This window comes from Streptomyces sp. PL-25 (assembly GCF_058344915.1).
In genome coordinates, this window is sequence record NZ_CP136997.1 from 3,534,449 (window position 1) to 3,556,826 (window position 22,378).

The 22,378-nt window shown below is 75.2% G+C and carries 18 protein-coding genes and 1 pseudogene; 11 read left to right on the plus strand and 8 right to left on the minus strand.

The features are described from left to right. Position 1 precedes the first annotated feature (1 nt). Genes R4Z62_RS15725 through R4Z62_RS15735 form a run of 3 tightly spaced genes read right to left on the minus strand, consistent with a single transcriptional unit; the run spans position 2 to position 1,573 of the window. Positions 2–775 carry a rod shape-determining protein gene (locus R4Z62_RS15725; RefSeq protein ID WP_064537531.1) on the minus strand — a complete coding sequence of 258 codons (774 nt, stop codon included), beginning with the start codon at positions 773–775 and terminating at the stop codon, positions 2–4. A gap of 14 nt (positions 776–789) precedes the next feature. Continuing rightward, positions 790–1,194 (minus strand): TraR/DksA family transcriptional regulator, encoded by a 405-nt coding sequence (locus R4Z62_RS15730; protein WP_491520103.1) that lies wholly within the window; start codon positions 1,192–1,194, stop codon positions 790–792. Between the two features lie 46 nt (positions 1,195–1,240). Next, positions 1,241–1,573 (minus strand): TraR/DksA C4-type zinc finger protein, encoded by a 333-nt coding sequence (locus tag R4Z62_RS15735; protein WP_355476490.1) that lies wholly within the window; start codon positions 1,571–1,573, stop codon positions 1,241–1,243. A 486-nt stretch (positions 1,574–2,059) separates the two neighbouring features. On the opposite strand from R4Z62_RS15735, the gene R4Z62_RS15740 reads away from it, so the two are divergent. The 10 genes from R4Z62_RS15740 to R4Z62_RS15785 all read left to right on the plus strand — a co-directional run bounded on the left by R4Z62_RS15740 (position 2,060) and on the right by R4Z62_RS15785 (position 15,074). Beyond that, positions 2,060–3,028 (plus strand): sensor histidine kinase, encoded by a 969-nt coding sequence (locus R4Z62_RS15740; protein WP_064534258.1) that lies wholly within the window; start codon positions 2,060–2,062, stop codon positions 3,026–3,028. A gap of 68 nt (positions 3,029–3,096) precedes the next feature. Next, positions 3,097–3,774: a response regulator gene (locus R4Z62_RS15745; protein WP_382848103.1), complete on the plus strand. Its 678-nt coding sequence runs from the start codon at positions 3,097–3,099 to the stop codon at positions 3,772–3,774. A gap of 180 nt (positions 3,775–3,954) precedes the next feature. After that, positions 3,955–4,365, plus strand: a complete 411-nt coding sequence (locus R4Z62_RS15750) for a hypothetical protein (RefSeq protein WP_491520104.1) — start codon at positions 3,955–3,957, stop codon at positions 4,363–4,365. Between the two features lie 92 nt (positions 4,366–4,457). Next, entirely contained in the window at positions 4,458–6,755 is a 2,298-nt protein-coding gene (secD, locus tag R4Z62_RS15755) for a protein translocase subunit SecD (RefSeq protein WP_491520105.1), read from the plus strand. A gap of 270 nt (positions 6,756–7,025) precedes the next feature. Continuing rightward, entirely contained in the window at positions 7,026–10,715 is a 3,690-nt protein-coding gene (locus tag R4Z62_RS15760) for a nitrate reductase subunit alpha (RefSeq protein WP_491520106.1), read from the plus strand. Between the two features lies 1 nt (position 10,716). Beyond that, a complete protein-coding gene (narH, locus tag R4Z62_RS15765) occupies positions 10,717–12,342 on the plus strand; it encodes a nitrate reductase subunit beta (protein ID WP_491520107.1) in 1,626 nt (541 codons plus the stop codon). Further along, positions 12,339–12,944: a nitrate reductase molybdenum cofactor assembly chaperone gene (narJ, locus tag R4Z62_RS15770; RefSeq protein ID WP_064534253.1), complete on the plus strand. Its 606-nt coding sequence runs from the start codon at positions 12,339–12,341 to the stop codon at positions 12,942–12,944. Before narH ends, narJ begins: the two co-directional genes overlap by 4 nt. Continuing rightward, a complete protein-coding gene (narI, locus tag R4Z62_RS15775; RefSeq protein ID WP_355476500.1) occupies positions 12,944–13,693 on the plus strand; it encodes a respiratory nitrate reductase subunit gamma in 750 nt (249 codons plus the stop codon). Before narJ ends, narI begins: the two co-directional genes overlap by 1 nt. Before the next feature lie 143 nt (positions 13,694–13,836). Then, positions 13,837–14,712, plus strand: coding sequence for a hypothetical protein (locus R4Z62_RS15780; RefSeq protein ID WP_389596715.1), 876 nt, complete (start codon positions 13,837–13,839; stop codon positions 14,710–14,712). Further along, positions 14,709–15,074: a hypothetical protein gene (locus R4Z62_RS15785; RefSeq protein WP_491520108.1), complete on the plus strand. Its 366-nt coding sequence runs from the start codon at positions 14,709–14,711 to the stop codon at positions 15,072–15,074. The genes R4Z62_RS15780 and R4Z62_RS15785 overlap by 4 nt, the downstream gene beginning before the upstream one ends. On the opposite strand, the gene R4Z62_RS15790 is transcribed toward R4Z62_RS15785, so the two are convergent. Further along, on the minus strand, positions 15,044–16,282 hold the full coding sequence (locus R4Z62_RS15790; protein WP_491520109.1) for a hypothetical protein: 1,239 nt from the start codon (positions 16,280–16,282) through the stop codon (positions 15,044–15,046). The two genes, R4Z62_RS15785 and R4Z62_RS15790, sit on opposite strands and share 31 nt — an antisense overlap. Positions 16,283–16,338: 56 nt before the next feature. Beyond that, positions 16,339–17,670, minus strand: coding sequence for a serine hydrolase domain-containing protein (locus tag R4Z62_RS15795; RefSeq protein WP_491520110.1), 1,332 nt, complete (start codon positions 17,668–17,670; stop codon positions 16,339–16,341). A 189-nt stretch (positions 17,671–17,859) separates the two neighbouring features. Between R4Z62_RS15795 and R4Z62_RS15800 the strand changes: the two genes are divergently transcribed. Next, complete coding sequence (locus tag R4Z62_RS15800) at positions 17,860–18,768, plus strand: SCO2400 family protein (protein ID WP_491520111.1); 909 nt, start codon at positions 17,860–17,862, stop codon at positions 18,766–18,768. 37 nt (positions 18,769–18,805) lie between these two features. Here the strand turns inward: R4Z62_RS15800 and R4Z62_RS15805 are convergent. The 3 genes and pseudogenes from R4Z62_RS15805 to R4Z62_RS15815 all read right to left on the minus strand — a co-directional run. Next, positions 18,806–19,717, minus strand: a pseudogene (locus tag R4Z62_RS15805) (NAD(P)-dependent oxidoreductase); the annotation flags it as partial. Between the two features lie 64 nt (positions 19,718–19,781). Continuing rightward, positions 19,782–20,366 (minus strand): TlpA disulfide reductase family protein, encoded by a 585-nt coding sequence (locus R4Z62_RS15810; RefSeq protein WP_064534247.1) that lies wholly within the window; start codon positions 20,364–20,366, stop codon positions 19,782–19,784. Positions 20,367–20,508: 142 nt separating this feature from the next. Continuing rightward, positions 20,509–22,176 carry a glycoside hydrolase family 13 protein gene (locus R4Z62_RS15815; protein ID WP_355476511.1) on the minus strand — a complete coding sequence of 556 codons (1,668 nt, stop codon included), beginning with the start codon at positions 22,174–22,176 and terminating at the stop codon, positions 20,509–20,511. Between the last annotated feature and the right edge of the window lie 202 nt (positions 22,177–22,378).

Consider the following 22,378-nt stretch of genomic DNA (forward strand, 5'->3'; position numbering starts at 1 on the left):
GTCAGCGGGCGCCGCGCAGGGCGGGCGGGCCGCCGGCCGACGGGTGGGCGCGGGCCGAGCGCAGCAGGGTGGCGGCGCCGCGCACGGCGGCGGTGTGCGGCGCCGCCACCGGCCTGAGGGGCGTGTGCAGCCGGCCGGTGAGCTGGAAGACGACGTCCGGGCGCAGCGCGCCGCCGCCGGCCAGCAGCGCGCCCCGGTGCAGGGCGTCGAGGGTGAGCGTCGTACGGTCCTGGCGCAGCATCGCGGTCACCATGGCGGCCACCGCCTCGGCGAGGTCCGCCGGGGCGGCGGTGTCGAGGTCGCCGGTGCCGAGCGCGGTGCGGCGCGCGTCGACGACCGCGCCGTCGACCAGCAGCACCACCTCGGTGAGCTGGGCGCCGATGTCGATGACGAGCAGCGGCCGGGACAGGTCGGCGCCCGCGCCCAGGGCGACCGCGCGCGCCCCGGGGACGGTCAGCACCCCGCGCGGGCGCAGCACCTGGACGGCGGTGCGGGCCTCGGCGCGGAAGGCGACGCCGTCCAGCACGGGCGCGGTGACCACGACCAGCGGGCGGGTGAGCCGGGGCAGCCGGTGCACGAGCAGGCGGGCCAGCATACGGGCGGTACCCGGGGTGTCGACGATGGTTCCGCGCTGGATCGGGTACGCCGCTCCGGTGCCCGGGAAGGTCACCGTCGGCACGTCGAGGACCAGGCCCCGCCCGGCCACCCACGCGCGGGTGCGGGCGCTGCCCAGATCGAGGGCGATGCCCGGACAGGACCGGCGCAGCGGCCACATCCGGCGGGCCGCGCTCACCGGCCGGCCTCCCTGACCTGCTGGCAGCGGGCGCAGTAGCGGGCCTGCGGCACTATCTCCAGCCGTTCCCGCGCGATGGGCCCCCGGCACAGGTGGCAGGCCCCGTACCGGCCCTCGTCCATGCGCGCGAGGGCCGCCTCGACATCGGCGAGCACCATCCGCGCGGAGGCGGCGAGCTGCACACTGACCTCCAGCTGGCCGGGGGTCCGGTGGCGGAGCAGGGCGTCCTCGCGGGAGGTGGCGGCGGCCGCGAGCTGGGCCACCTGCTCCTGGCGGAACAGCCGCTGCTCGGTCAGGTTCGCGCGCAGCGCTGCGAGGTCCTCGGCGGTCAGCGGGCTCGAGGACACGGGCTCGGGCGCCGGACGGCGGGCGCCGTGGTCGGCGATGGTCTGGTGGTGCACCGGTTCACCCCTCGGGCAGGGCGGACGTGGAGCGGCGGACGGCCGGTCAGCCGGCCTGGCCGCCGCGGCAGGCGACGCAGTGGCGGGTGTAGGGCAGGATCTCCAGGCGCTCGGCCGGGACCGGCTTGGCGCAGGCCAGGCAGAGGCCGTAGGTGCCGGCCTCGATCCGGGCGAAGGCGTCGTCGATCTCCTTGAGCACCCGCTCGATGGCGTCCCGCTGGGCGGACATCAGGTGGTCGTCCGCGCTCTGCCCGGTCTCGGTGAGGGCCCGCAGCTGGACCAGCCGCGTGCCCCGGGCGTGTTCGAGCCGCCCGCGGGCCTCCTCGGCGGCCTGGCGTTCGAGGCGGGGAGCGGTCCGGGCGGCTGCGTCGCGGGACACGGCGGATCCTTTCTTCGGCGGAGCGGTACAGCGGGTCTGCGGCTCTTCGGCGGAGCCGGTACAGCGGGTCCGCGGCTCTTCTGCGGAGCCGGTACAGCGGGTCTGCGGCGGATCTGTACGGCGGTGCGCTCGGCTGCCGTGGGGACGGGGGTGATCGCTCCTCCAGAGTGGCCCGCGGCACGGCCCGCGGCCCATCGGTCCCAGCACCCATTTGCCGGGGGTAGCGGGATGCACACCGAGCGGACATGGGTGGGCCGTGCCCCGCGAAATGGGGGCCGGGACCCATCGACGCGCCCGCCCCGGGCGGGCAGGCTCGACGGCGGAGCACCGGGAACCGGGCCCGCCGCCCGTCCGCCCCGCGCGATGGCCGACAGTGGACACGTAGAGGAACACAGACGTACGCAGACCTGCACAGCCATGCACGGCCTTGCGCAGGCGTGCGCAGACTCGCGCGGGCGGCCGCGTCAGGTGAGGAGGAGCGACCCGGTGTCCCTGTTCTGGCGGATCTTCGGGCTCAACGCCGTGGTGCTGGGTTCGGCCACCGCGCTGCTGCTGTGGGCGCCGGTGACCGTCTCCGTGCCGGTGGTGCTGACCGAGGCGGTCATCCTCGTCGGCGGCCTGGTCGTCATGCTCGTCGCCAACGCGGCGCTGCTGCGCTGGGGCCTGGCCCCGCTGGACCGGCTGACGAGGCTGATGACCACGGTGGACCTGCTGCGGCCCGGCCAGCGGCTGCCGGCCGCGGGCGGCGGCGAGGTCGCCGAGCTGATCCGCACCTTCAACGCCATGCTCGACCGGCTGGAGCAGGAGCGCGCCACCAGCAGCGCCCGGGTGCTGCTCGCCCAGGAGGCCGAGCGGCGCCGGATCGCGCAGGAACTCCACGACGAGGTGGGACAGAGCATGACCGCGACCCTGCTGGCCCTCAAGCGGGCCGCGGACGAGGCCGGGCCGCCGCTGCGCGACGAGCTGCACCAGGCGCAGGAGATCACCCGGGGCAGCCTGGACGAGGTGCGCCGGCTGGTGCGCAGGCTGCGCCCCGGCGTCCTCGACGACCTCGGCCTGGTCAGCGCGCTGACCTCGCTCACCTCGGACTTCGCCACCCACACCGGCCTGAAGGTGGTCCGCCGCTTCGCCCCCGATCTGCCCGCCCTGGAACCGGAGACCGAGCTGGTCCTGTACCGGGTCGCCCAGGAGAGCCTGACCAACGCGGCCCGCCACGCGGAGGCCGAGCGGATCGAGGTGAGCCTCGCCCGCACCGAGGGCGCGGTGGTGCTCGCCATCACCGACGACGGCCTCGGCATCCGGGGCGCCGCCTGCGAGGGGGCCGGGATCCGCGGGATGCGCGAGCGGGCCCTGCTCATCGGGGCCGCCCTGGACATCACCGACGCGGCCGGTCCGGGCGACGCGCCCGGCACCCGCGTACGGCTCACCGCGCCCGTCCCCGGGAGGCGGCCGTGACCGCGCCGCCCGGCCCGCCCCCGTCCGAGTCCCAGCCCGTGCACGCCCCCGTCCCGAACGGCCGCCCCATGCCCGACGCCCCCGCGCCCGCCGCGGCCCGCCCGATCCGCATCCTCCTCGCCGACGACCACGCGCTGGTCCGGCGGGGCGTACGGCTCATCCTCGACCAGGAACCCGACCTGGAGGTGGTCGCCGAGGCCGGTGACGGGGCGGAAGCCATCGAGATGGCCCGCGCCCACGACGTGGATCTCGCGGTGCTGGACATCGCCATGCCCCGGCTGACCGGGCTCCAGGCCACCCGCGAACTGGTCTCGCTCAAGCCGGACCTGCGGATCCTCATGCTCACGATGCACGACAACGAGCAGTACTTCTTCCAGGCGCTGAAGGCCGGCGCCTGCGGTTACGTGCTGAAGTCGGTCGCCGACCGCGATCTGGTCGCCGCCTGCCGGGCCGCGATGCGGGACGAGCCGTTCCTGTACCCGGGCGCGGTGACCGCGCTGATCCGCAACTACCTGGACCGGGTCCGGCACGGCGAGGAGACGCCCGACCAGGTGCTGACGCCCCGCGAGGAGGAGGTCCTGAAGCTGGTCGCCGAGGGGCACTCCTCCAAGGAGATCGGCGAGATCCTCTTCATCAGCGTCAAGACGGTCCAGCGGCACCGCGCCAACCTGCTGCACAAGCTCGGCCTGCGCGACCGCCTGGAACTCACCCGGTACGCCATCCGCGCCGGCCTCGTCGAACCCTGACGCCCCGGCACCCCTGACGTGCGCGCCCGCGCGTACCCCCGACCACCCGGGGCCCCGGCCGCCAACTCCCCGGCCGGGGCCCCGGGTACGAACGCCCGAGAGCCACCACGTACGAGAGCCGCCAGGAAGCCGGAAAGCCAGGCAGCCAGGAAGCCAGGAAGCCAGAAAGGGGGACGGCGCATGCGCCGCGCACCGTGCACCGCCGCCCTGCTGACGGCGGCCCTGCTGCTGCTCCTGTCGCCCGTCCTCGGTGTTCTCGCGGCCGGCGCCGCCCCCGCGCACCTGCCCGTCACCGCCCTCCATCAAGAGACCGAGAGGGCCGGGCGGACCGCGCCCCGAGCCGCCGACCACCGCGACCACGTCTCCCCCGCCGCCTGCGTCCTCCAGGCGGGCCCCCGCTCCGAGCCGCACCGCGACCGCCCGGCCGCACCCGGCCACCCCGCCGCCGCCACCGTGCCGGCCGCCGCCGTCCCCGCCCCCGGGCCCGGACGCGCCCCGCCGCCCGGCGGCACCGCACCCGCCGCGTCCGCCCGCCCGGTCCCCGACCGGGACCGGGCCCCGCCCGCACCCTCCGGCACCCGACACCCCTGACCTCGCCGTCATCCCGGTCATCCCCGTGACGGCGCACCCCTTCCGCACGCCTGCGCCCACAGGTGTGCCGCCGGAGCCGCCGGAGGCATCCGTTGATCCGTTCCGCCCGGGTGAGGGCGCTGTTCGCCCTCACCGTCCTCGCCCTGTCCCTGTACATCGCCGTGACCGTGCCCGTCCGTCTGGGTCTCGATCTGCGCGGCGGCACCCAGATCGTGCTGGAGACCCGGTCCACCCCGACCGCGCGGGCCGACCGCGCCGCCACCGACCGCACCCTGGAGGTGCTGCGCGGCCGGGTCGACGCGCTCGGCGTCGCCGAACCGACCCTCGTCCGCTCGGGCGCGCACCGCATCGTCGTCGAACTGCCCGGCGTCCAGGACCCGAAGGAGGCGGCCGGTGTGCTGGGCCGCACCGCCCAGCTCACCGTGCACCCGGTGCTCGGCCCGGCCGGGAACGGAGCACCGGGCGGGGACGGCACACCGGGCGGGGACGGCGCACCGGACGGGAAGGAAGCACCGGCCGGGAACGGCGAGCAGGTGCTGGCCGACGAGTCCGGGCAGCGGCTGCGGCTGGCCGCGTCCGCGCTGACCGGCAAGGACGTCAAGGGCGCCGACGCCCGGTTCGACGCGCAGTCCGGCGCCGGCTGGCACGTCACCGTGGACTTCGACCGCGCGGGCCGCGACCGGTGGGCGAAGCTGACCGGGCAGGCCGCGTGCAGCCCGGCGGGCGATCCCGCGCGCCGGATCGCCATCGTGCTGGACGGCCGGATCATCTCCGCGCCGCAGGTCGACCCCGCGGTGGGCTGCGGCAGCGGCATCACGGGCGGCTCCACCCAGATCACCGGCTCCTTCGACGACCGCGAGGCCCGCGAGCTGGCCCTGCTGATCAGCGGCGGGGCGCTGCCCGTGCCGGTCGAGACGGTCGAGCAGCACACCGTGGGCCCGACGCTGGGCGCGCGGGCCATCGCGGCGAGCGCCTGGGCCGCGGCCGTGGGCACCGCGCTGACCGCGCTGTTCATCGTCGTGATGTACCGGCTGATGGGCGTGCTCGCCGCCGTGGCGCTGCTCTCCTACGGTCTGATCTCCTACGCCGCCCTGGCCGCGCTGGGCGCCACGCTCACCCTGCCGGGCCTGGCCGGTTTCGTGCTGGCGATCGGCATGGCGGTGGACGCCAACGTGCTCGTCTTCGAGCGGGCCCGCGAGGAGTACGCCGCCCGGCACCGGCCCACCGCCCGCTCGGCGCTGACCGCCGGGTTCCGCAACGCCTTCAGCGCCATCGCCGACTCCAACGTGACCACGCTGATCGCGGCCGGGCTGCTGTTCTTCCTGGCCTCGGGGCCGGTGCGCGGCTTCGGTGTCACGCTGGGCATCGGCGTCCTGGCGTCCATGGTCAGCGCGCTGGTGGTGACGCGGGTGCTCGCCGACTTCGCCGTCACGCGCCGGTGGGTGCACCGCCGGCCGCGCGTCACCGGACTCGCCACCACCGGCCGGGTGCGGGACGCGCTGGAGCGGCGCGGGCCGCGGCTGATGCGCAGGCCGCGCCGCTGGCTCGCGGTGTCGGCCGTGGCGCTGGTGCTCGCCGGGTCGGGGCTGCTGGTGCGCGGCGCGGACCTGGGTGTGGAGTTCACCGGCGGCCGGCTGATCGAGTACGGCACCGCGCGGGTGGTCGATCCCGACCGGGCGCGCACCGCGCTCGCCGACGCGGGGTTCCCGCGCGCGGTCGTGCAGTCCTCCGGGGACAAGGGCCTGACCGTGCGCACCAGGGAGCTGACGGACGCGCAGGCGGAGCGCGTGACACGGACGGTGGGCGCGCTGGGCGGCAGGGCGGACAAGGTCCGCGACGAGCTGATCGGTCCGAGCATGGGCGCGGAGCTGCGCCGGGGCGCGCTGATCGCGCTCGCGGTGGCCCTGGGCGCCCAGTTGCTCTATCTCGCGGCCCGTTTCCGCTGGCTGCTGGGGACGGCGGCGGTGGCCGCACTCGCGCACGACGTGGTGATCCTGGTCGGGGTCTTCGCCTGGCTGGGCAAGCCGCTGGACGGGGTGTTCCTGGCCGCGCTGCTGACCGTGATCGGGTACTCGGTCAACGACTCGGTCGTCGTCTTCGACCGGATCCGGGAGCTGACGCGGCGCGAACGCGGGGCGCGGGCGGCCCACATCGCCGACCGGGCGATCGTGCAGACGCTGCCGCGGACCGTGAACACCGGTATGGGCGCGGTGCTGATCCTGGCCTCGCTGGCCGTGCTCGGCGGGGACTCGCTGACCGACTTCGCGCTGGCGCTGCTCATCGGCATCGTGGTCGGCACGTACTCGTCGGTGTTCACCGCGGTCCCGGTCGCGCTCGAACTCCGGACCCTGCCGAAACCACGGAGGCGTAGAAGCAACAGAAGAGGCTGACTACCCGTCACGACCCGTGCCCAAACATAGCTTTCCATTCCCTTGCTCGGTGCAACTATTGCAAAGGGCAAAGAAAGCCCCCGTATAGCTCTGCTCAACTCTGCGTAGTCCCATGGGAACCGACCGTTCCGATGCGCCACGCTGGCCACGCCCACGCCGGCCGGGCAGGGGCGGACCGACCACCCGCACCCCCCGGCCGGTGTCCGCCGACTTCATAGGGGATGTGAGCTGCGAGTGGGACGGCGAGCGGCACGAAAGGAAGCGGAGCGGATGGCGGCCCTGGCCGCCGACCGGTTGCTGCGGGCGGGGGGCACGCTGCGACGCTCCGTGACCACTCCGGACCTGCGGGCGGTCTTCCGCACCGACCAGGACGTCAACGACAGCCCGTACCGGGAGCGTTGGGCGCACGACAAGGTGGTGCGCTCCACGCACGGCGTCAACTGCACCGGTTCCTGCTCGTGGAAGGTGTACGTCAAGGACGGGCTGATCACCTGGGAGACCCAGGAGACCGACTACCCCACGACCGGCCCCGACCGGCCCGAGTACGAGCCGCGCGGCTGCCCGCGCGGCGCCTCGTTCTCCTGGTACACGTACTCGCCGACCCGGGTGCGCTACCCGCACGCCCGCGGGGTCCTCGTGGAGATGTACCGCGAGGCCCGCGCCCGGCTCGGCGACCCGGTCGCCGCCTGGGCGGAGATCGTCTCCGACCCGGACCGGCGGCGCCGCTACCAGGCGGCGCGCGGCAAGGGCGGCCTGGTGCGGATCGGCTGGGACGAGGCGCTGGAGATCGCCGCCGCCGCCCATGTGCACACCATCGCCGAGCACGGCCCCGACCGGGTCGCCGGGTTCTCCCCGATCCCGGCGATGTCCATGGCCTCGCACGCGGTGGGCGCCCGCTTCATGTCACTGATCGGCGCGCCGATGGTGTCGTTCTACGACTGGTACGCCGATCTGCCGATCGCCTCCCCGCAGGTCTTCGGCGACCAGACGGACGTACCGGAGTCCGGGGACTGGTGGGACGCGGCGTATCTGATGCTGTGGGGCTCCAACGTGCCGGTGACCCGCACCCCGGACGCGCACTGGATGACCGAGGCCCGCTACCGCGGCCAGAAGGTCGTGGTGGTCTCCCCGGACTACGCGGACGCCACCAAGTTCGCCGACGAGTGGCTGCACCCGCACCCCGGCACCGACGGGGCGCTGGCGATGGCCATGGGGCACGTGATCCTCACCGAGTTCTTCGTGCGCCGCCAGGTGCCGTACTTCACCGACTACGTCCGGCGCTTCACCGACCTGCCCTTCCTCGTGGAACTGACCGAACACCCGCGCCATGCGGGCGCGTTCGTGCCCGGCAAGTTCGTCACGGCGGCGGCGCTCGGCCTGGACGAGGAGGCGGGCGAGGACGCCCACTGGAAGCCGGTGCTGCTCGACGCGGTCTCCGGGCGCCCGGTCGTCCCCAACGGCACCCTCGGCGACCGCTGGTCCAAGCGCGGCGAGGGCCGCTGGAACCTGGACCTCGGGGACGTGGAGCCCCAGCTGACCTTCCACCGGGCGGACGGCGGGCCCGGCGGCAGCGTCCCCGTCCGGCTGCCCCGCTTCGACGGTTCCGGCACCGGGGAGGCGGCGAGCGGCTGCGTCACCCGCGGCGTGCCGGTGCGCGAGGTGGGCGGACGCCGCGTGACGACCGTCTTCGACCTGCTGCTCGCCCAGTACGGGGTGGCCCGCGACGGACTGGAGGGCGAGTGGCCGGACGGCTACGAGGACGCCGCCCAGCCGCACACCCCCGCCTGGCAGGAGGCGATCACCTCGGTGCCGACCGCCGCCGTGGTGCGGGTGGCGCGGGAGTTCGCGCGCACCGCCGAGCAGTCCCGGGGCCGGTGCACCATCGTCATGGGCGCGGGCACCAACCACTGGTTCCACTCCGACACCATCTACCGCTCCTTCCTCACCCTGCTGCTGCTCACCGGCTGCCAGGGCGTCAACGGCGGCGGCTGGGCGCACTACGTCGGCCAGGAGAAGGTGCGGCCCTACGCGGGCTGGCAGCAGCTCCAGTCGGCCGCCGACTGGGTGCGGCCCTCCCGGCAGGTCGCCGGCACCCCGTACTGGTACCTGCACACCGGCCAGTGGCGCTACGACGGCCACGGCGCGGACGCGCTCGCCGCGCCCACCGGTCCCGGTCTGTTCCGCGGACGGCACACCGCCGACCTGGTCGCCCAGTCGGTGCGCCTGGGCTGGATGCCGTCCGCGCCCGCCTTCTCCGCCAACCCGCTCGACCTGGGCCGCGCGGTGCGCGAGAGCGGACGCGAGCCCGGCGAGTGGGTCGCCTCCCGACTGGCCGAGGGAAAGCTGTCGTTCGCCTGCGAGGACCCGGACGCACCGGAGAACTGGCCGCGGGTGCTCACCGTGTGGCGGGCCAATCTGATCGGCTCCTCCGCCAAGGGCAACGAGTTCTTCCTGCGCCATCTGCTGGGCGCGAGCGACAACGCGCACGCCGCCGAGGCCCCGCCCGAGGCCCGCCCCCGGGACGTCACCTGGCGCGAGGAGGCCCCGCGCGGCAAGCTCGACCTGCTGCTCGCCCTGGACTTCCGGATGACCTCGACCACGCTGATGGCCGACCTCGTGCTGCCCGCCGCCACCTGGTACGAGAAGCACGACCTGTCCAGCACCGACATGCACCCCTATGTGCACGCCTTCTCGCCCGCGATCAGCCCGCCCTGGCAGGCCCGCACCGACTTCGAGATCTTCCACGCGCTGGCCCGCCGCTTCGGCGAACTGGCCGCCGGACGGCTCGGCGTGGCCCACGACCTGGTGGCCACCCCGCTCCAGCACGACACCCCGGGCGAGACGGCGCAGCCCGGCGGCACCGTCCGGGACTGGCGCGCGGAGGGCCGCACCCCCGTGCCCGGCCGTGACCTGCCGCAGTTCACCCTCGTCGAACGCGACTACACCGCCGTCGCCGACCGGCTGGCCGCGCTCGGCCCGCTGTGCGAGCAGCAGGGCATGACCGTCAAGGGCGTCACCGTCCGGCCGGGGCCCGAGGTGCGCCGTCTGGCCGCCCGCTGCGGCACCGCCGACGGGTCCGGGCCCGTCCGCGGCCGTCCGCTGCTCGACACCGACGTCAAGCTGTGCGAGGCGATCCTCGCCCTGTCCGGCACCACCAACGGGCGGCTGGCCGCCGAGGGCTTCGAGCGGCTCGGCGAACGCTGCGGCCCCGGCGCCGGGTTCGACACCCTCGCCGAGTCCGTGCGCGAACGCCGGATCGTCTTCTCCGACACCCAGCAGCGGCCCGTCCAGGTCGGCACCAGCTACGAGTGGTCCGGCAAGGAGGCCCCCGACCGGCGCTACTCGCCCTTCACCGTCAACACCGAGCACAACAAGCCCTGGCACACCCTCACCGGCCGCCAGCACTTCTACCTGGACCACGACTGGATGGCCGAGCTCGGCGAGCAACTGCCCGTCTACCGGCCGCCGCTGGACCTCACCGCCGACAGCGTCCCCGGCGAGCGCGAGGTCTCCGTGCGCTACCTCACCCCGCACTCCAAGTGGTCCATCCACTCCGAGTACCAGGAGAACCTGCTCATGCAGACCCTGGCCCGCGGCGGCCCGGTCATCTGGATGAGCGTCCCCGACGCCGAGGCCATCGGCGCCGCCGACAACGACTGGGTGGAGGCGGTCAACCCCAACGGCGTCGTCGTCGCCCGCGCGATCGTCTCGCACCGCATGCCGCCCGGCACGGTGTTCATGTACCACGTGCAGGAACGCCTGGTGAACGTGCCGCGCTCGGAGGCCACCGGACGGCGCGGCGGTGTGCACAACGCTCTCACCCGCATCCTCCTCAAACCCACCCACCTCATCGGCGGCTACGCCCAGCTCTCCTTCGCCCCCAACTACTACGGCCCCACCGGCAACCAGCGTGACGCCCGCACCGTCGTGCGGCGCCGCGCCCAGGAGGTGCAGTACTGACATGCGCGTCTTGAGTCAGGTCGCCATGGTCATGAACCTCGACAAGTGCATCGGCTGCCACACCTGCTCGGTCACCTGCAAGCAGACCTGGACCAACCGCACCGGCACCGAGTACGCCTGGTTCAACAACGTCGAGACCCGCCCCGGCCTGGGCTATCCGCGCGGCCACGAGGACCAGGCGAAGTGGAAGGGCGGCTGGCGGCTGGACGCGCGCGGCCGGCTGGTGCCGCGCTCCGGCGGCCGCGCCCGCCGCCTCGCCCGCCTCTTCGCCAACCCCGACCTGCCCGCCCTGGCCGACTACTACGAACCCTGGACCTACGACTACGACACCCTGATCGCCGCCCCGCTCGGCGACGACCTGCCCACCGCCCGCCCCCGCTCCCTGATCGACGGCCGCCCCGTCTCCGTCACCTCCGGGCCCAACTGGGACGACGACCTCGGCGGCGGCCCCGGACACCTGGCCGGCGACCCCGTGCTCAAGGCGATGAACGAGCAGGTCAGGCTGGAGTACGAGCAGGCGTTCATGTTCCATCTGCCGCGCATCTGCGAGCACTGCCTCAACCCGAGCTGTGTGGCGGTCTGCCCCTCCGGGGCGCTCTACAAGCGCATCGAGGACGGCATCGTCCTCGTCGACCAGGACCGCTGCCGCGGCTGGCGGATGTGCGTCTCCGGCTGCCCGTACAAGAAGGTCTACTTCAACCACTCCACCGGCAAGGCCGAGAAGTGCACCTTCTGCTACCCGCGTATCGAGGCGGGCGAGCCGACCGTCTGCTCGGAGACCTGCGTGGGCCGGCTGCGCTACCTCGGCGTGCTGCTCTACGACGCCGACAAGGTGGGCGAGGCCGCCGCCGTCCCCGACGAGAAGGACCTCTACGAGGCCCAGCTCGGCTGCTTCCTCGACCCGCACGACCCCGAGGTGGTGCGCGCCGCCGAGGCGTCCGGCGTCCCGCACGACTGGATCACCGCGGCCCGCCGCTCCCCCGTGCGCGACCTCATCAGCACCTACCGCGTCGCCCTGCCCCTGCACCCGGAGTACCGCACCCTGCCCATGGTCTGGTACGTCCCGCCGCTGTCCCCGGTGGTCGACGCGCTCACCCGCAGCGGCCACGACGGCGAGCACCCGGCGCCCCTGTTCGGCGCCATCGACTCGCTGCGCATCCCGGTCGAGTACCTGGCCGGTCTCTTCACCGCGGGGGACACCGCACCCGTGGAGGCCGCGCTGTGCCGGCTGGCCGCGATGCGCGCCCACATGCGCCGCGTCAACCTCGGCGAGGACCGCGACCCGGCCATCGCCCGCGGTGTCGGCATGGACGAGACCGGCCTGGAGGCCATGTACCGGCTGCTCGCCCTCGCCAAGTACGAGGAGCGCTACGTCATCCCCACCACGTACGTCGCGGGCGGCGGCAGCGGCCCGGACGGCGCCGGATGCAGCCTGGAGGGCGACGGCGGCCCCGGCATGTACGGCACCGACGCCGCGGGCGCCTTCCACACGCCCCCGGTCCCGGCCCCCGCCGGAGCCGGCCGCTCCGCGCTGCGCGGCCGGATCAACCTGCTCAACTGGAACGGCCGCGGCCGGCCCGGCGGCCTGTTCCCCGACCGGTCCGAGGCGGGGAGCGCCGACGCGTGAACCTGCACCGGGCACTCCACCAGGCCGCCGCCCTGCTCCTGGACCACCCGGGCCCCGACTGGCCCGACCGGCTCCGGACCGTGGCCGAGGCACTCGCCCCGCTGCCCGGCGAGGCCCCCGGACTGCTGCTGCGCTTCTGCCGGTGGGCGCAGGGCACCAGCCCGCTCGACCTCGCCACCGGCTACGTCACCACCTTCGACCGCAGCCGCCGCCGCACCCTGCACCTGACCCACTACACCGACGGCGACACCCGCCGCCGCGGCGCCACCCTGGCCGCGCTGAAGGCCCGCTACCGCGAGCACGGCTGGGCACCGCCGCCCGGCGAACTCCCCGACCACCTGCCCTGCCTGCTGGAGTTCGCCGCCCGCTGCCCCGGGCCCGGCACCGACCTGCTGCACGAGCACCGCCCGGCGCTCGCCCTGCTCGCCCACGGCCTGGAGACCCACCACAGCCCCTACGCCGACGTGGTGCGCGCGGTCCTGACCACCGTGCCCGACACCCCGCCCCCGAATCCGCGGCCCGCGGCCGTACCGGAGCCACGGCCCCTCCCCCTGCCGTTCCCCCTCCGGCACGCGCCGGACGACGAAGGAGTCCGCCGCTGATGACCCCGCCGCACCTGCGCGCCGCGCACCTGGACATCGCCCTGTGGGGGGTCCTGCCCTACCTCGCGCTGGCCGTGCTCGTCGCCGGCACCGCCTGGCGCTACCGCTACGACCGGTTCGGCTTCACCACCCGCTCCAGCCAGCTCCACGAGTCCCGGCTGCTCGGCATCGGCGGGCCGCTCTTCCACTACGCCCTGTTCCTGGTCATCGGCGGCCACGTCATGGGCCTGCTGGTCCCGGAGGCCCTGACCCGGTGGCTGCGCGTCAGCGAGGAGCAGTACCACGCGGTCGCCCTGGCCATGGGCGGCACCGCCGGACTCGCCGCGGCCGCCGGGCTCGGCCTGCTGCTGTACCGGCGGCTGCGCGTGCCCGCCGTGCGCCGGGCCACCAGCCGCAGCGACAGGCTGACCTACCCGCTGCTCGCCCTGGTCCTGCTGGCCGGGCTGACCGCCACCGCCACCTCCGTCACCAACCCCTACGACTACCGGCTCGGCGTCGCCGTCTGGTTCCGCAGCCTGTTCACCCTCGACCCCGACGTCTCCGCCATGGCCCACGCCCCGCTCGTCTACCAGTGCCATGCTCTGCTGGCCATGGCCCTGTTCGCCCTGTGGCCCTTCGGCCGCCTGGTGCACGCCTTCACCGCCCCGGTCGGCTATCTGGCCCGTCCCTACGTCGTCTACCGCTCCCGCGGCGGCGCCGCCCGGGGCAGACTGTCCGGGCGCACACCCCGCAGGGCGTCCGTGCGCTGAGGCACATCGCCCGGCGCGGAGCAACGTGCCGGGCCGGTTTCCGGTCCATACGGTTGTGCGTATGTTTGGGCGGGAACTGCTTCGAGGAGCCGAGCGGCGGTGCGACGGAACAGAGGACCGGTGAAGCCGGACAGGACGAGGGAGTGAGACCCGGCGGACCGCGGGTCCGGCAGCGCGGGCGGGACCTGGTGCCCCGGCTCGCGCTGTTCGCCGTCCGCACCCTGCGCGGTGAATGGCACGCCATGGTCGTCGACCCGGTGCGCCTGCTGCTGCGCCGGGGCCTGTCCGGGCTGCTGCTCGCCTTCGTGGCCGCCTTCGGCGTGATCTTCTTCCACGCGGTCGCCCAGCACCCCCGGGGCGAGACGGCGGTGCGCCTGGTCGGCGGCGTCCAGGCCGACCTGCCGCTGTGGCTGGCCCTGGCCCGCACCCCCGTCTCGCTCTACGTCCCCGCCCTTGACCTGCCGGTGTGGGCGGGCATCACCCAGCTCTTCCTGGCCTTCGCCCTCGCCGAACTCACCCTGGGCCGCGCCCGCACCCTCTACATCTCCTACGTCACCACGCTGGCCGGCACCCTCACCGTGCGGGGGATGCTCGCCGTCGGCCCCGGCCACGGCGGGATCGGCCTGCCGCCGGAGATCGGCCACGTCCTGGACACCGGCCCGTCCGCGGCCGTGGTCGGCCTGTTCACCTATCTCTCCGTGGTGCGCCGCGCCCCGGTCGTCTTCTTCCTCACCGGCGGCTCGATGGTCGCCGAGTCGGTGGTGAAACCCAACCTGGCCGGCCGCGAGCACCTGATCGCGGTGGCCGCCGCCCTCGTCCTGGCCGTCCTCCACGAGCGGCCCTGGCGGCGGCTGCGCCTGCCGCGCCGCGCCCGCGCCGCCCGGCCCGCCGCGCCCCCTCCCGTACGGCCCGCCGTTGTCTATCCTGAACCCGTGCCGCGGCGCGCGGAGCCCGAGCCCGCACTGCGGCGCGAGCGCGTGCCGGGCGGCTGCGCGGGGAGCGGGACGGGGGAGAGATGAACTGGATCTGGTGGGTGCTCATCCTGTTCTGGACCGGTGGCTTCGCGTGGCTCGCGGACACCGCGCGCACCGCGCTGCGCAACCGGCACCAGCGCCGGCTGGAGCTCCTGGAGGCGCAGAAGGCGGAGCGGCTCGCCGTGGAGGCCGCCCACCAGCCGCCCGAGCCCGTCTGCGGCTGCACGCACCACCTCGCCAAGCACGACCGCGACGGCCGCTGCCACGAACGCGTCGAGGTGCCCGTCGCCTGGGAGGAGAACAAGAAGCCGCTGCGCTACGAGCCGGGCCGGTGCAACTGCCAGCGCTATGTGGGCCCGCAGCCGCTGTCCCAGGTCTACGCGGAGGAACTGACCGACCGGGCCTGAGAGCCGTCCGGCGCGCGCCGCTGCCCCGGCAGCCGCACCGCGGGCGCGGCGGCCTCCCGTGAGCCGCGCGGCGGCCGCTGCGGCCAGAACAGCACGTACAGCGCCGAACCGACGGCGAACGCCAGCCGGATCAGGCCCTGCGCCGAGTCCGAGGGCACCAGCAGCGCGCTGCCGTACAGGGAGATCAGCGCTATCCAGCTCACCCAGGGCACCAGCCGCCGCTGCCCCACCGAGTCCCAGATGAGCGTGCCGAGCAGCACCGACGCGTTGTAGTACGTGTACACGCTCGGGTCCAGCACGATCCGCGCGTCGGCGGCCAGCACCACCACGGCCGCCCAGCGGCCCCGGCGCACCGCGAGCGCGCCGAGCGCGATCCCGAGGGCCATCTGCGCGGGCCGGTCCCACCAGGGGGTCGCCGGGTCGCTCACCCCGAACCAGCGCAGCGAGGAGGCGGGCTGGTTCGGGATGGTGAAACGGGCGGCGGCGAACGTCTCCAGATGGGTCAGGTAGAACGGCAGCCAGGCCGCCGCCACCAGGCCGACCGTCCAGGCCGCCGCGCGCAGCCGGTCGGCCCTGGGCAGCGCCAGCAGCAGCGGCAGGAAGCCCACCGCCCACGGCTTGGAGTCCACCGCCAGCGCGAGGAAGACCCCGACGGCGGTGGCGTCGCCGCGCACCAGGGCGCGCACCGCCAGCGTGGTGAAGAACAGCGCCAGGACGTCGTCCAGGTGCGCGAACCGCACCGAGACCTCCACCCACATGGGGATGAACGCGGCACCGGCGACCAGGACGCGCTGCTGGAGGCGCTTGTGGTTCATCCCGGTGCCGCGCCCCCACTCGGCGGCGGTCCGGCCGATCAGGACCAGCATGTACAGGCCCAGGCCGGACATGAACGCCTCGGCCAGATTCTCGCCCAGGGCGGCCGGGAAGGGCCCGAACAGCGCGGCGACGACGAAGGAGACCGGGCCGATCTGGAGTTCCGGGTGGTTGGCGTACAGCGCGAGGCCGCCGCCCGGCACCTGGCTGAACAGCAGTTCCTCACCGCTGCGCAGATAGTGCCAGGACACGGCCCCGTGCCGTTCGGCCACCAGGAACCACAGGACCGTCCACCCGGTCAGCAGGGCGGTGTGCCACCGCACGGGCGACCGGCCGATACGGCCGAGCCGCGTGCCGTCCCCGGCACCGGCCGCCGCCTTCTCGCCGTTGCGCACGTTCCGTCCTTCCGTCACAGGTCCGCCCCCTCAGACGGGGATCGGCCGGGAACGGTTCAGCGCGGGATCCCGGCCCAGGCGTCCGGGGAGAGATCGGCGCCCCGGAGCACGGTAGCGGTGCGGGGTGCGGACACGGACGGCGCGGGGGTGGCGGCGGCCGACGCGGTGGCCGGGCAGAGCGCGGTGACCACGTAGGCGTTGAGGGCGTCGTCGATCGGGCTCGGCTCGAAACCGGTGCCGTCCTCCTTCAGGCGCTCGTACTTCATCAGGTTCCAGCCGACGGCGACCTGGCGCTTCCCGTCCGGGCTGGACAGCGCGATCGTCCCGGCGCCGAAAACGGCGCCGTCGTGGCCCCAGAAGCGGCCGCAGCCGGGTATGTCGACGGCGTACAGGCCCAGTCCGTAGTTCAGGCCGTCCACGGGGACGGTCCGCTGCATCTCCTTCAGCGCGGCCGGGCCGATCAGCCGGCCCGTCAGCAGTGCCCGGTAGAAACGGTTCAGGTCGTCGGTGGTGGAGACCACCGCGCCCGCCGTGTACGCCCAGGACATGTCGTAGACGCTGTAGTCGCGGGGCGGGTCGATCAGCCCGTAGAAGCTCTCGTACATCCGCGCGTGCGGGCCCTGGAGGGCGGCGGTGCGCGGGTAGGAGGTGTGGCGCAGCCCGGCCCGGCCGATGACATGGCGGGTGATGTACGCCTCCGGGTCCTGGCCGGTGACCTTGGCCAGCAGGAGTCCGGCGATGACGTAGTTGGTGTTGGAGTAGTGGCCGGGCAGCGCGCCGGGTGCGCCGGTGGCGGGGGCGGCCAGGCCGAGGCGGACCAGTTCCGCCGGGCGGATCGAGCGGAACCGCTCCTCGTCGAGGCTGGCCGTCGAGCCCTCGGCCAGGGACGGGAAGGCGGGCACCACGTAGTCGCCGATGCCGCTGGTGTGGTCGAGCAGCATGCGGACGGTGATCCGGTCCCCGCGCTCGCCCGGGACCAGGCCGGGCAGATACGTGGCGATGGGGGCGTCCAGGCGGATCCGGCCCGCCTCCACCTGCTGGAGCACGGCGACGGCGGCGAAGGACTTGCTGATGCTGCCCACCCGGTGGCGCATGTCCGGCCGGACCGGGCGGCCGGTGGCCACGTCCGCGACGCCGGACGCGCCGCTCCAGGCGCGGTCGCCGTCGCGGACCGAGGAGTACAGGCCGTACATGCCCGCCTCGTGCACGGCGCGCAGCGCGCCGCCGAGGGCGGCCGGGTCCAAGGCGGTGCCCGGCCGGGCGGTGGCCGGGACGGTGGCCGGGGCGGAGGCCGGTCCGGGGCCGGCGAAGGCCGCGGGGGCGGCGGCGGTGGTCAGTGACAAGGCGGTGGCGACGACGGTGGCTGCGGCGATCCTGCGGATGCGCAAGGGACTTCCCTTCCCTCGGGTCCGTGCATGTCCCCGCCATCCTCGGCGATCTTGAGGGGCCGCCGCATCCTTCCGGCGGACGAGGTCCGGTGCCGAATCCGTGCGAGAGCGTCACACAGGCTCCACACAGCGCGGCGGCCCGGTTGTTAGCGTGACTGGCCGCCCGGCAGCCGACCCAGGAAGATCCGGATGGACTACTGCTCCACGTGCCGACGGCACCTCAACGGTGCCCTGGTATGCCCCGGTTGCGGTGCGTACGCGCCGGACATAGCACCGAACGCCACCACGGACTCCGCGCACTCCTACGCTCCCGGCCCGGCGGCGGCCGGTGCCCGGGAGACCGCCGTACCGGACGCCCCGGACGCCCCGGACACCGCAGAGGTGCCGCAGGCGCCGGACGGGACGGACCTGTCGGGCCTAGCGGATCTGCCGGATCTGCCGGATCTGCCGCAGGTCCGGCAGCGGCCGGGGCGGGCGGCGCGGCGGCGGCAGCTGGCCCGCTGGAAGAAGACCCAGCGCCGGGCCCTGGTCGCCACGGCGGTGGCCCTGGTCGGCGGCGGTCTGACGGTCGCCTCGATGGAACGCGGCGGCGGTGACCGCGCCCAGGCGGCGGTCCCGGCGCAGGACGGCCCGCACCCGGACAGCGTCGGCAGGCGGCCCGCGGGCCACGGCTCCGCACCCGCGGCCGGGACCGGATCCGCCCCCGGGAAGACTCCCGGGACCGGCTCCTCCGGTGTGCGGCACTCCTCGCCTCCGGCCGCGCCCGCGCACCACCCCTCCACCCTGGCCGGACAGGGCGTACGCCCCGATGCCGCCGCCCCGCCCGCGCCGGTGGCGCCCTCCGCGCCCGCCACGCGCCCGGCTCCGGCGGCGCGTCCGGCGGACACGTCCGGGACCTCGGCCGCGGGCGGTACCTCCGGGACCGGCGGCGCCCCGGCCGCGCACGATTCCCCGGACACACCGGCGCAGCCCCCGTCGACCGGGCCCACCGCTCCCCAGGGCACCCCGCCCGGACACGGCAGCACGGACCCGTCCTCGCCGCCCGCCGCGGACCCGTCGTCCCCGCGGCTCTGCCTGCTGGTCCTCTGCCTTGGCTGACCGGCCGTCGGGCGCCGGTCGGCCGGGCGCCGGTCGGTCAGGCTCCCGGCGCCGGAGGCTCGTCGAAGCTGGCGAAGTAGGCCGCGGCCATGTCCTCGCCGCCGTGCCCCTGGGCGGCGGCGCGGGCGAAGCGGTCGGCGCTCGCGGCGGCCACGTCCAGGCGTACGCCGTGCCGCGCGCCGGCCTCGACGATCAGCCGGGCGTCCTTCTCCGCCGTGGTCACCGCGAAGCTCGGCGGCAGCAGAGCGCCGTCGAGGACGAGCCCGGCCTTGGCGCGCAGATAGCCCATGTCGAGCGGGCCGCCCGCGATCAGGTCGAAGAAGGCCGCCGGGTCCACGCCCAGCCCCTCGGCCAGGGACAGGGTCTCGCCGGTGGCGGCGGTGGCCGCGATGACCCAGCTGTTGGCGACCAGCTTCAGCCGGGTCGCGGTGGCCGCGGCGCCGTCCTCGCCGGTCCACACCGTGCGCGCGCCCACCGCGTCGAACAGCGGCTGCACCGCCGCGCGGCCGTCCGCGGGCCCGGCGGCCAGCACGGTGAGCTGCCCCGCCTCGGCGGGCTGCCGGGTGCCGAGGACCGGGGCGTCGTAGAAGACCAGGCCGTGGGCGCGGGCGAGGTCCGCCAGTTCGCCGACCGCCTCCAGGCCGGAGGTGGTCGACTGCGCCCAGACGGCGCCCGCGCGGGCCTCGGGAGCGGCCTCGCGCATGACATCGAGGACGGTGGTGCCGTCGTAGAGCATGGTCAGCACGGCGTCGGCGTCCCGGACCGCGTCGGCGGCGGTGGCCGCGACCTCGGCGCCCTCGGCGGCCAGCGGCTCGGCCTTGGCGAGGGTGCGGTTCCAGACGCGGACGGTGTGCCCGGCCCGCAGGAGGTTGCGGGCCATCGCGGCGCCCATGATGCCGGTGCCCAGCACGGCGACGGTACGGGTGGAGGCGGTCATCTCGTTCCTTTCGGCGAGGACTGCGGGCGGGACCGGTGCGCCCTGCGCCCGGCCATTGTCCGTCCGGACGCCCGGTTCAGCGCCCCGGCCCGCCGGACGCCGCCGCGGCGGGGAGCAGCGGTTCGAGCACCTTCGCCATCCGGCTCTCCGACGTCATCCCGATCCGGACGGCCGCGGCCCGGCCCTCCCGGTCTATGACCACGGTGAGGGGAAGCGTCTGGGTGCTCACCAGTCCGCGGGGCAGGCGCAGCACCTGCCTGCCCGCCGGATCGTGCAGGGACGGATAGCCCAGATGGTGGTCCCGCTGGAAGGTGAGCGCCTCGGCGCGGCTGCTGTCGTTGGCGATCCCGAGCACCTGCACCCCGCGGGGCGACCACTCCTTCTGGATCTTCTCCAGCTCCGGGGCCTCCAGCCGGCACGGGCCGCACCAGTGCGCCCAGACGTTGAGCACGACGACCTTGCCCCGGTAGTCGGACAGCTGGATCTTCCGGCCGTCCAGGGACGTCCCGCCGAGGTCCGGCACGGCGGGGCGCTCGCCGGGCTCCAGGGTGCGGGTCAGCGCGTCCTGGGGGCTGGTGTCGCCGACCTGGGCGGTGGACGAGCACCCCGCGAGCAGCGCGCAGGCCGCGATCACCGCCGCGTACGTACGCCGGTCCGGCATCCGCCCACCCCTCCCGCCCGCTCCGGCGCCTCTGCGTCCGTCGACGATCATTGTCCTCGCCGCGGCCGACGCCCCGGAGCCGGGGTCCGCCGCGCGCGGGCGGGGCGGGGGGAGGCGGGGGCGGGGCCCGAGAGCCGGGGGCCTATGCCAGCCACACGGTGGTGTCCGGCTCCAGCCGGTCGCCCGTCGGCGCTCCGCTGCTCAGCAGCACCTCGCCCGGCGGCAGCGGTACGGGGCCGTCGGACAGGTTGGTGACACACCGCCAGCCCGCGGAGCGGGCGAACGCCAGCACGCCCGCCGGGGTGTCCTGCGTCCAGGTCAGCGACTCGTCCGCGAGCAGCTTGCGGCGCAGCCGCAGCGCCGTGCGGTACAGCTCCAGGGTCGAGCCCTCCACCCCGTCCTGCGCCTGGACGGCGTACGCGGCGAAGGCGGGCGGCTGCGGCAGCCAGGACCCGCCGGGCCCGAAGCCGTACGAGGGCCCGGTCGTCGTCCACGGCAGCGGCACCCGGCAGCCGTCCCTGCCCTTGCGGACATGGCCCGTCTGCTCCCAGACGGGGTCCTGGAGCACCTCGGTGGGCAGGTCGGCCACCTCGGGCAGGCCCAGTTCCTCGCCCTGGTAGAGGTAGGCCGAGCCGGGCAGGGCCAGCATCAGCAGGGTCGCCGCGCGGGCCCGGCGCAGTCCGGCCGCCGGGTCCACGGCGGGCGCCCGGCCGCCGGCCAGCAGCCAGGCGTTCTCGTCCGTGCCCGGCGGGAGCACCAGCCGGGAGGCGTGCCGGACCACGTCGTGGTTGGAGAGCACCCAGGTGGCGGAGGCACCGGCGGCCCGCGCGGTGGCCAGGGAGGCGGCGATGGCGGCGCGCAGCTCGTCCGCGTCCCAGCCGGTCTGGAGGTACTCGAAGTTGAAGGCCTGGCCCAGCTCGTCGGGCCGGGCGTACAGCGCGCGCCGCGCGTCCGGCACCCAGGCCTCGGCGACGGCGGTGCGGGGCGGGGAGTAGGCGTCGAAGATCTTGCGCCAGTCCCGGTAGATCTCGTGCACACCGTCCCGGTCCCAGTACGGGTGGCTGCCCGGCTCCAGACGCGGCAGCGCGTCCTCGCCGGTGACGCCGATGTCCCCGACGTCGCGCAGCGGCTCGTCGAGGTCCTTGACCAGGGCGTGCGCCACGTCGACGCGGAAGCCGTCCACGCCCCGGTCGGACCAGAACCGCAGGGTGGTGCGGAAGTCGGCGCGCACCTCCTCGTTGCTCCAGTCGAAGTCCGGCTGCTCGGGGGCGAACAGATGCAGGTACCACTGGCCGTCCGGCACCCGCCGCCAGGCGCTGCCGCCGAACACGGACTGCCAGTCGGTGGGCGGCAGTTCGCCGCTGTCGCCGCGGCCGTCCCGGAAGACGTACCGGGCGCGGGCGGCGGAGCCGGGTCCGGCCCGCAGCGCCTCCTGGAACCAGGGGTGCCGGTGCGAGCTGTGGTTGGGGACGATGTCCGCGATCACCTTCAGGCCGAGGCGGTGCGCCTCGGCGACCAGCGCGTCGAAGTCGTCGAGGGTGCCCAGGCGGGGGTCGACGTCCCGGTGGTCGGCGACGTCGTAGCCGCCGTCGGCCAGTTCGGAGGGGTAGAACGGGCTGAGCCACACGGCGTCGACACCGAGCCCGGCCAGATGCGTCAGCCGCCGGGTGATGCCCCGGATGTCGCCGAGTCCGTCACCGTCGGCGTCGGCGAAGCTGCGGGGGTAGACCTGGTAGACGACGGCCTGCCGCCACCAGTCGGGGTCGCGGGAGGACAGGTCGGGCGGCGCGTCGTCGGTGCGGTCAGTCACGCGGTCTCCTCTTCGGACGGGGAGCTGTGGGCACGCGGGCACGGAGCCCGCGGGCGCGGGCCCGGGGGCCTCCGGGTGTCGCCGGAACGGCTCAGGGAATCCTGTCCCGCCCGCCGGGGAGGCGAACCCCGTACCCGGACCGCGCCGGTGTCGCGCCCCGCGGCGCACCCCCGACCGCCCCCTCCGGGCCCCGCCCGACCGT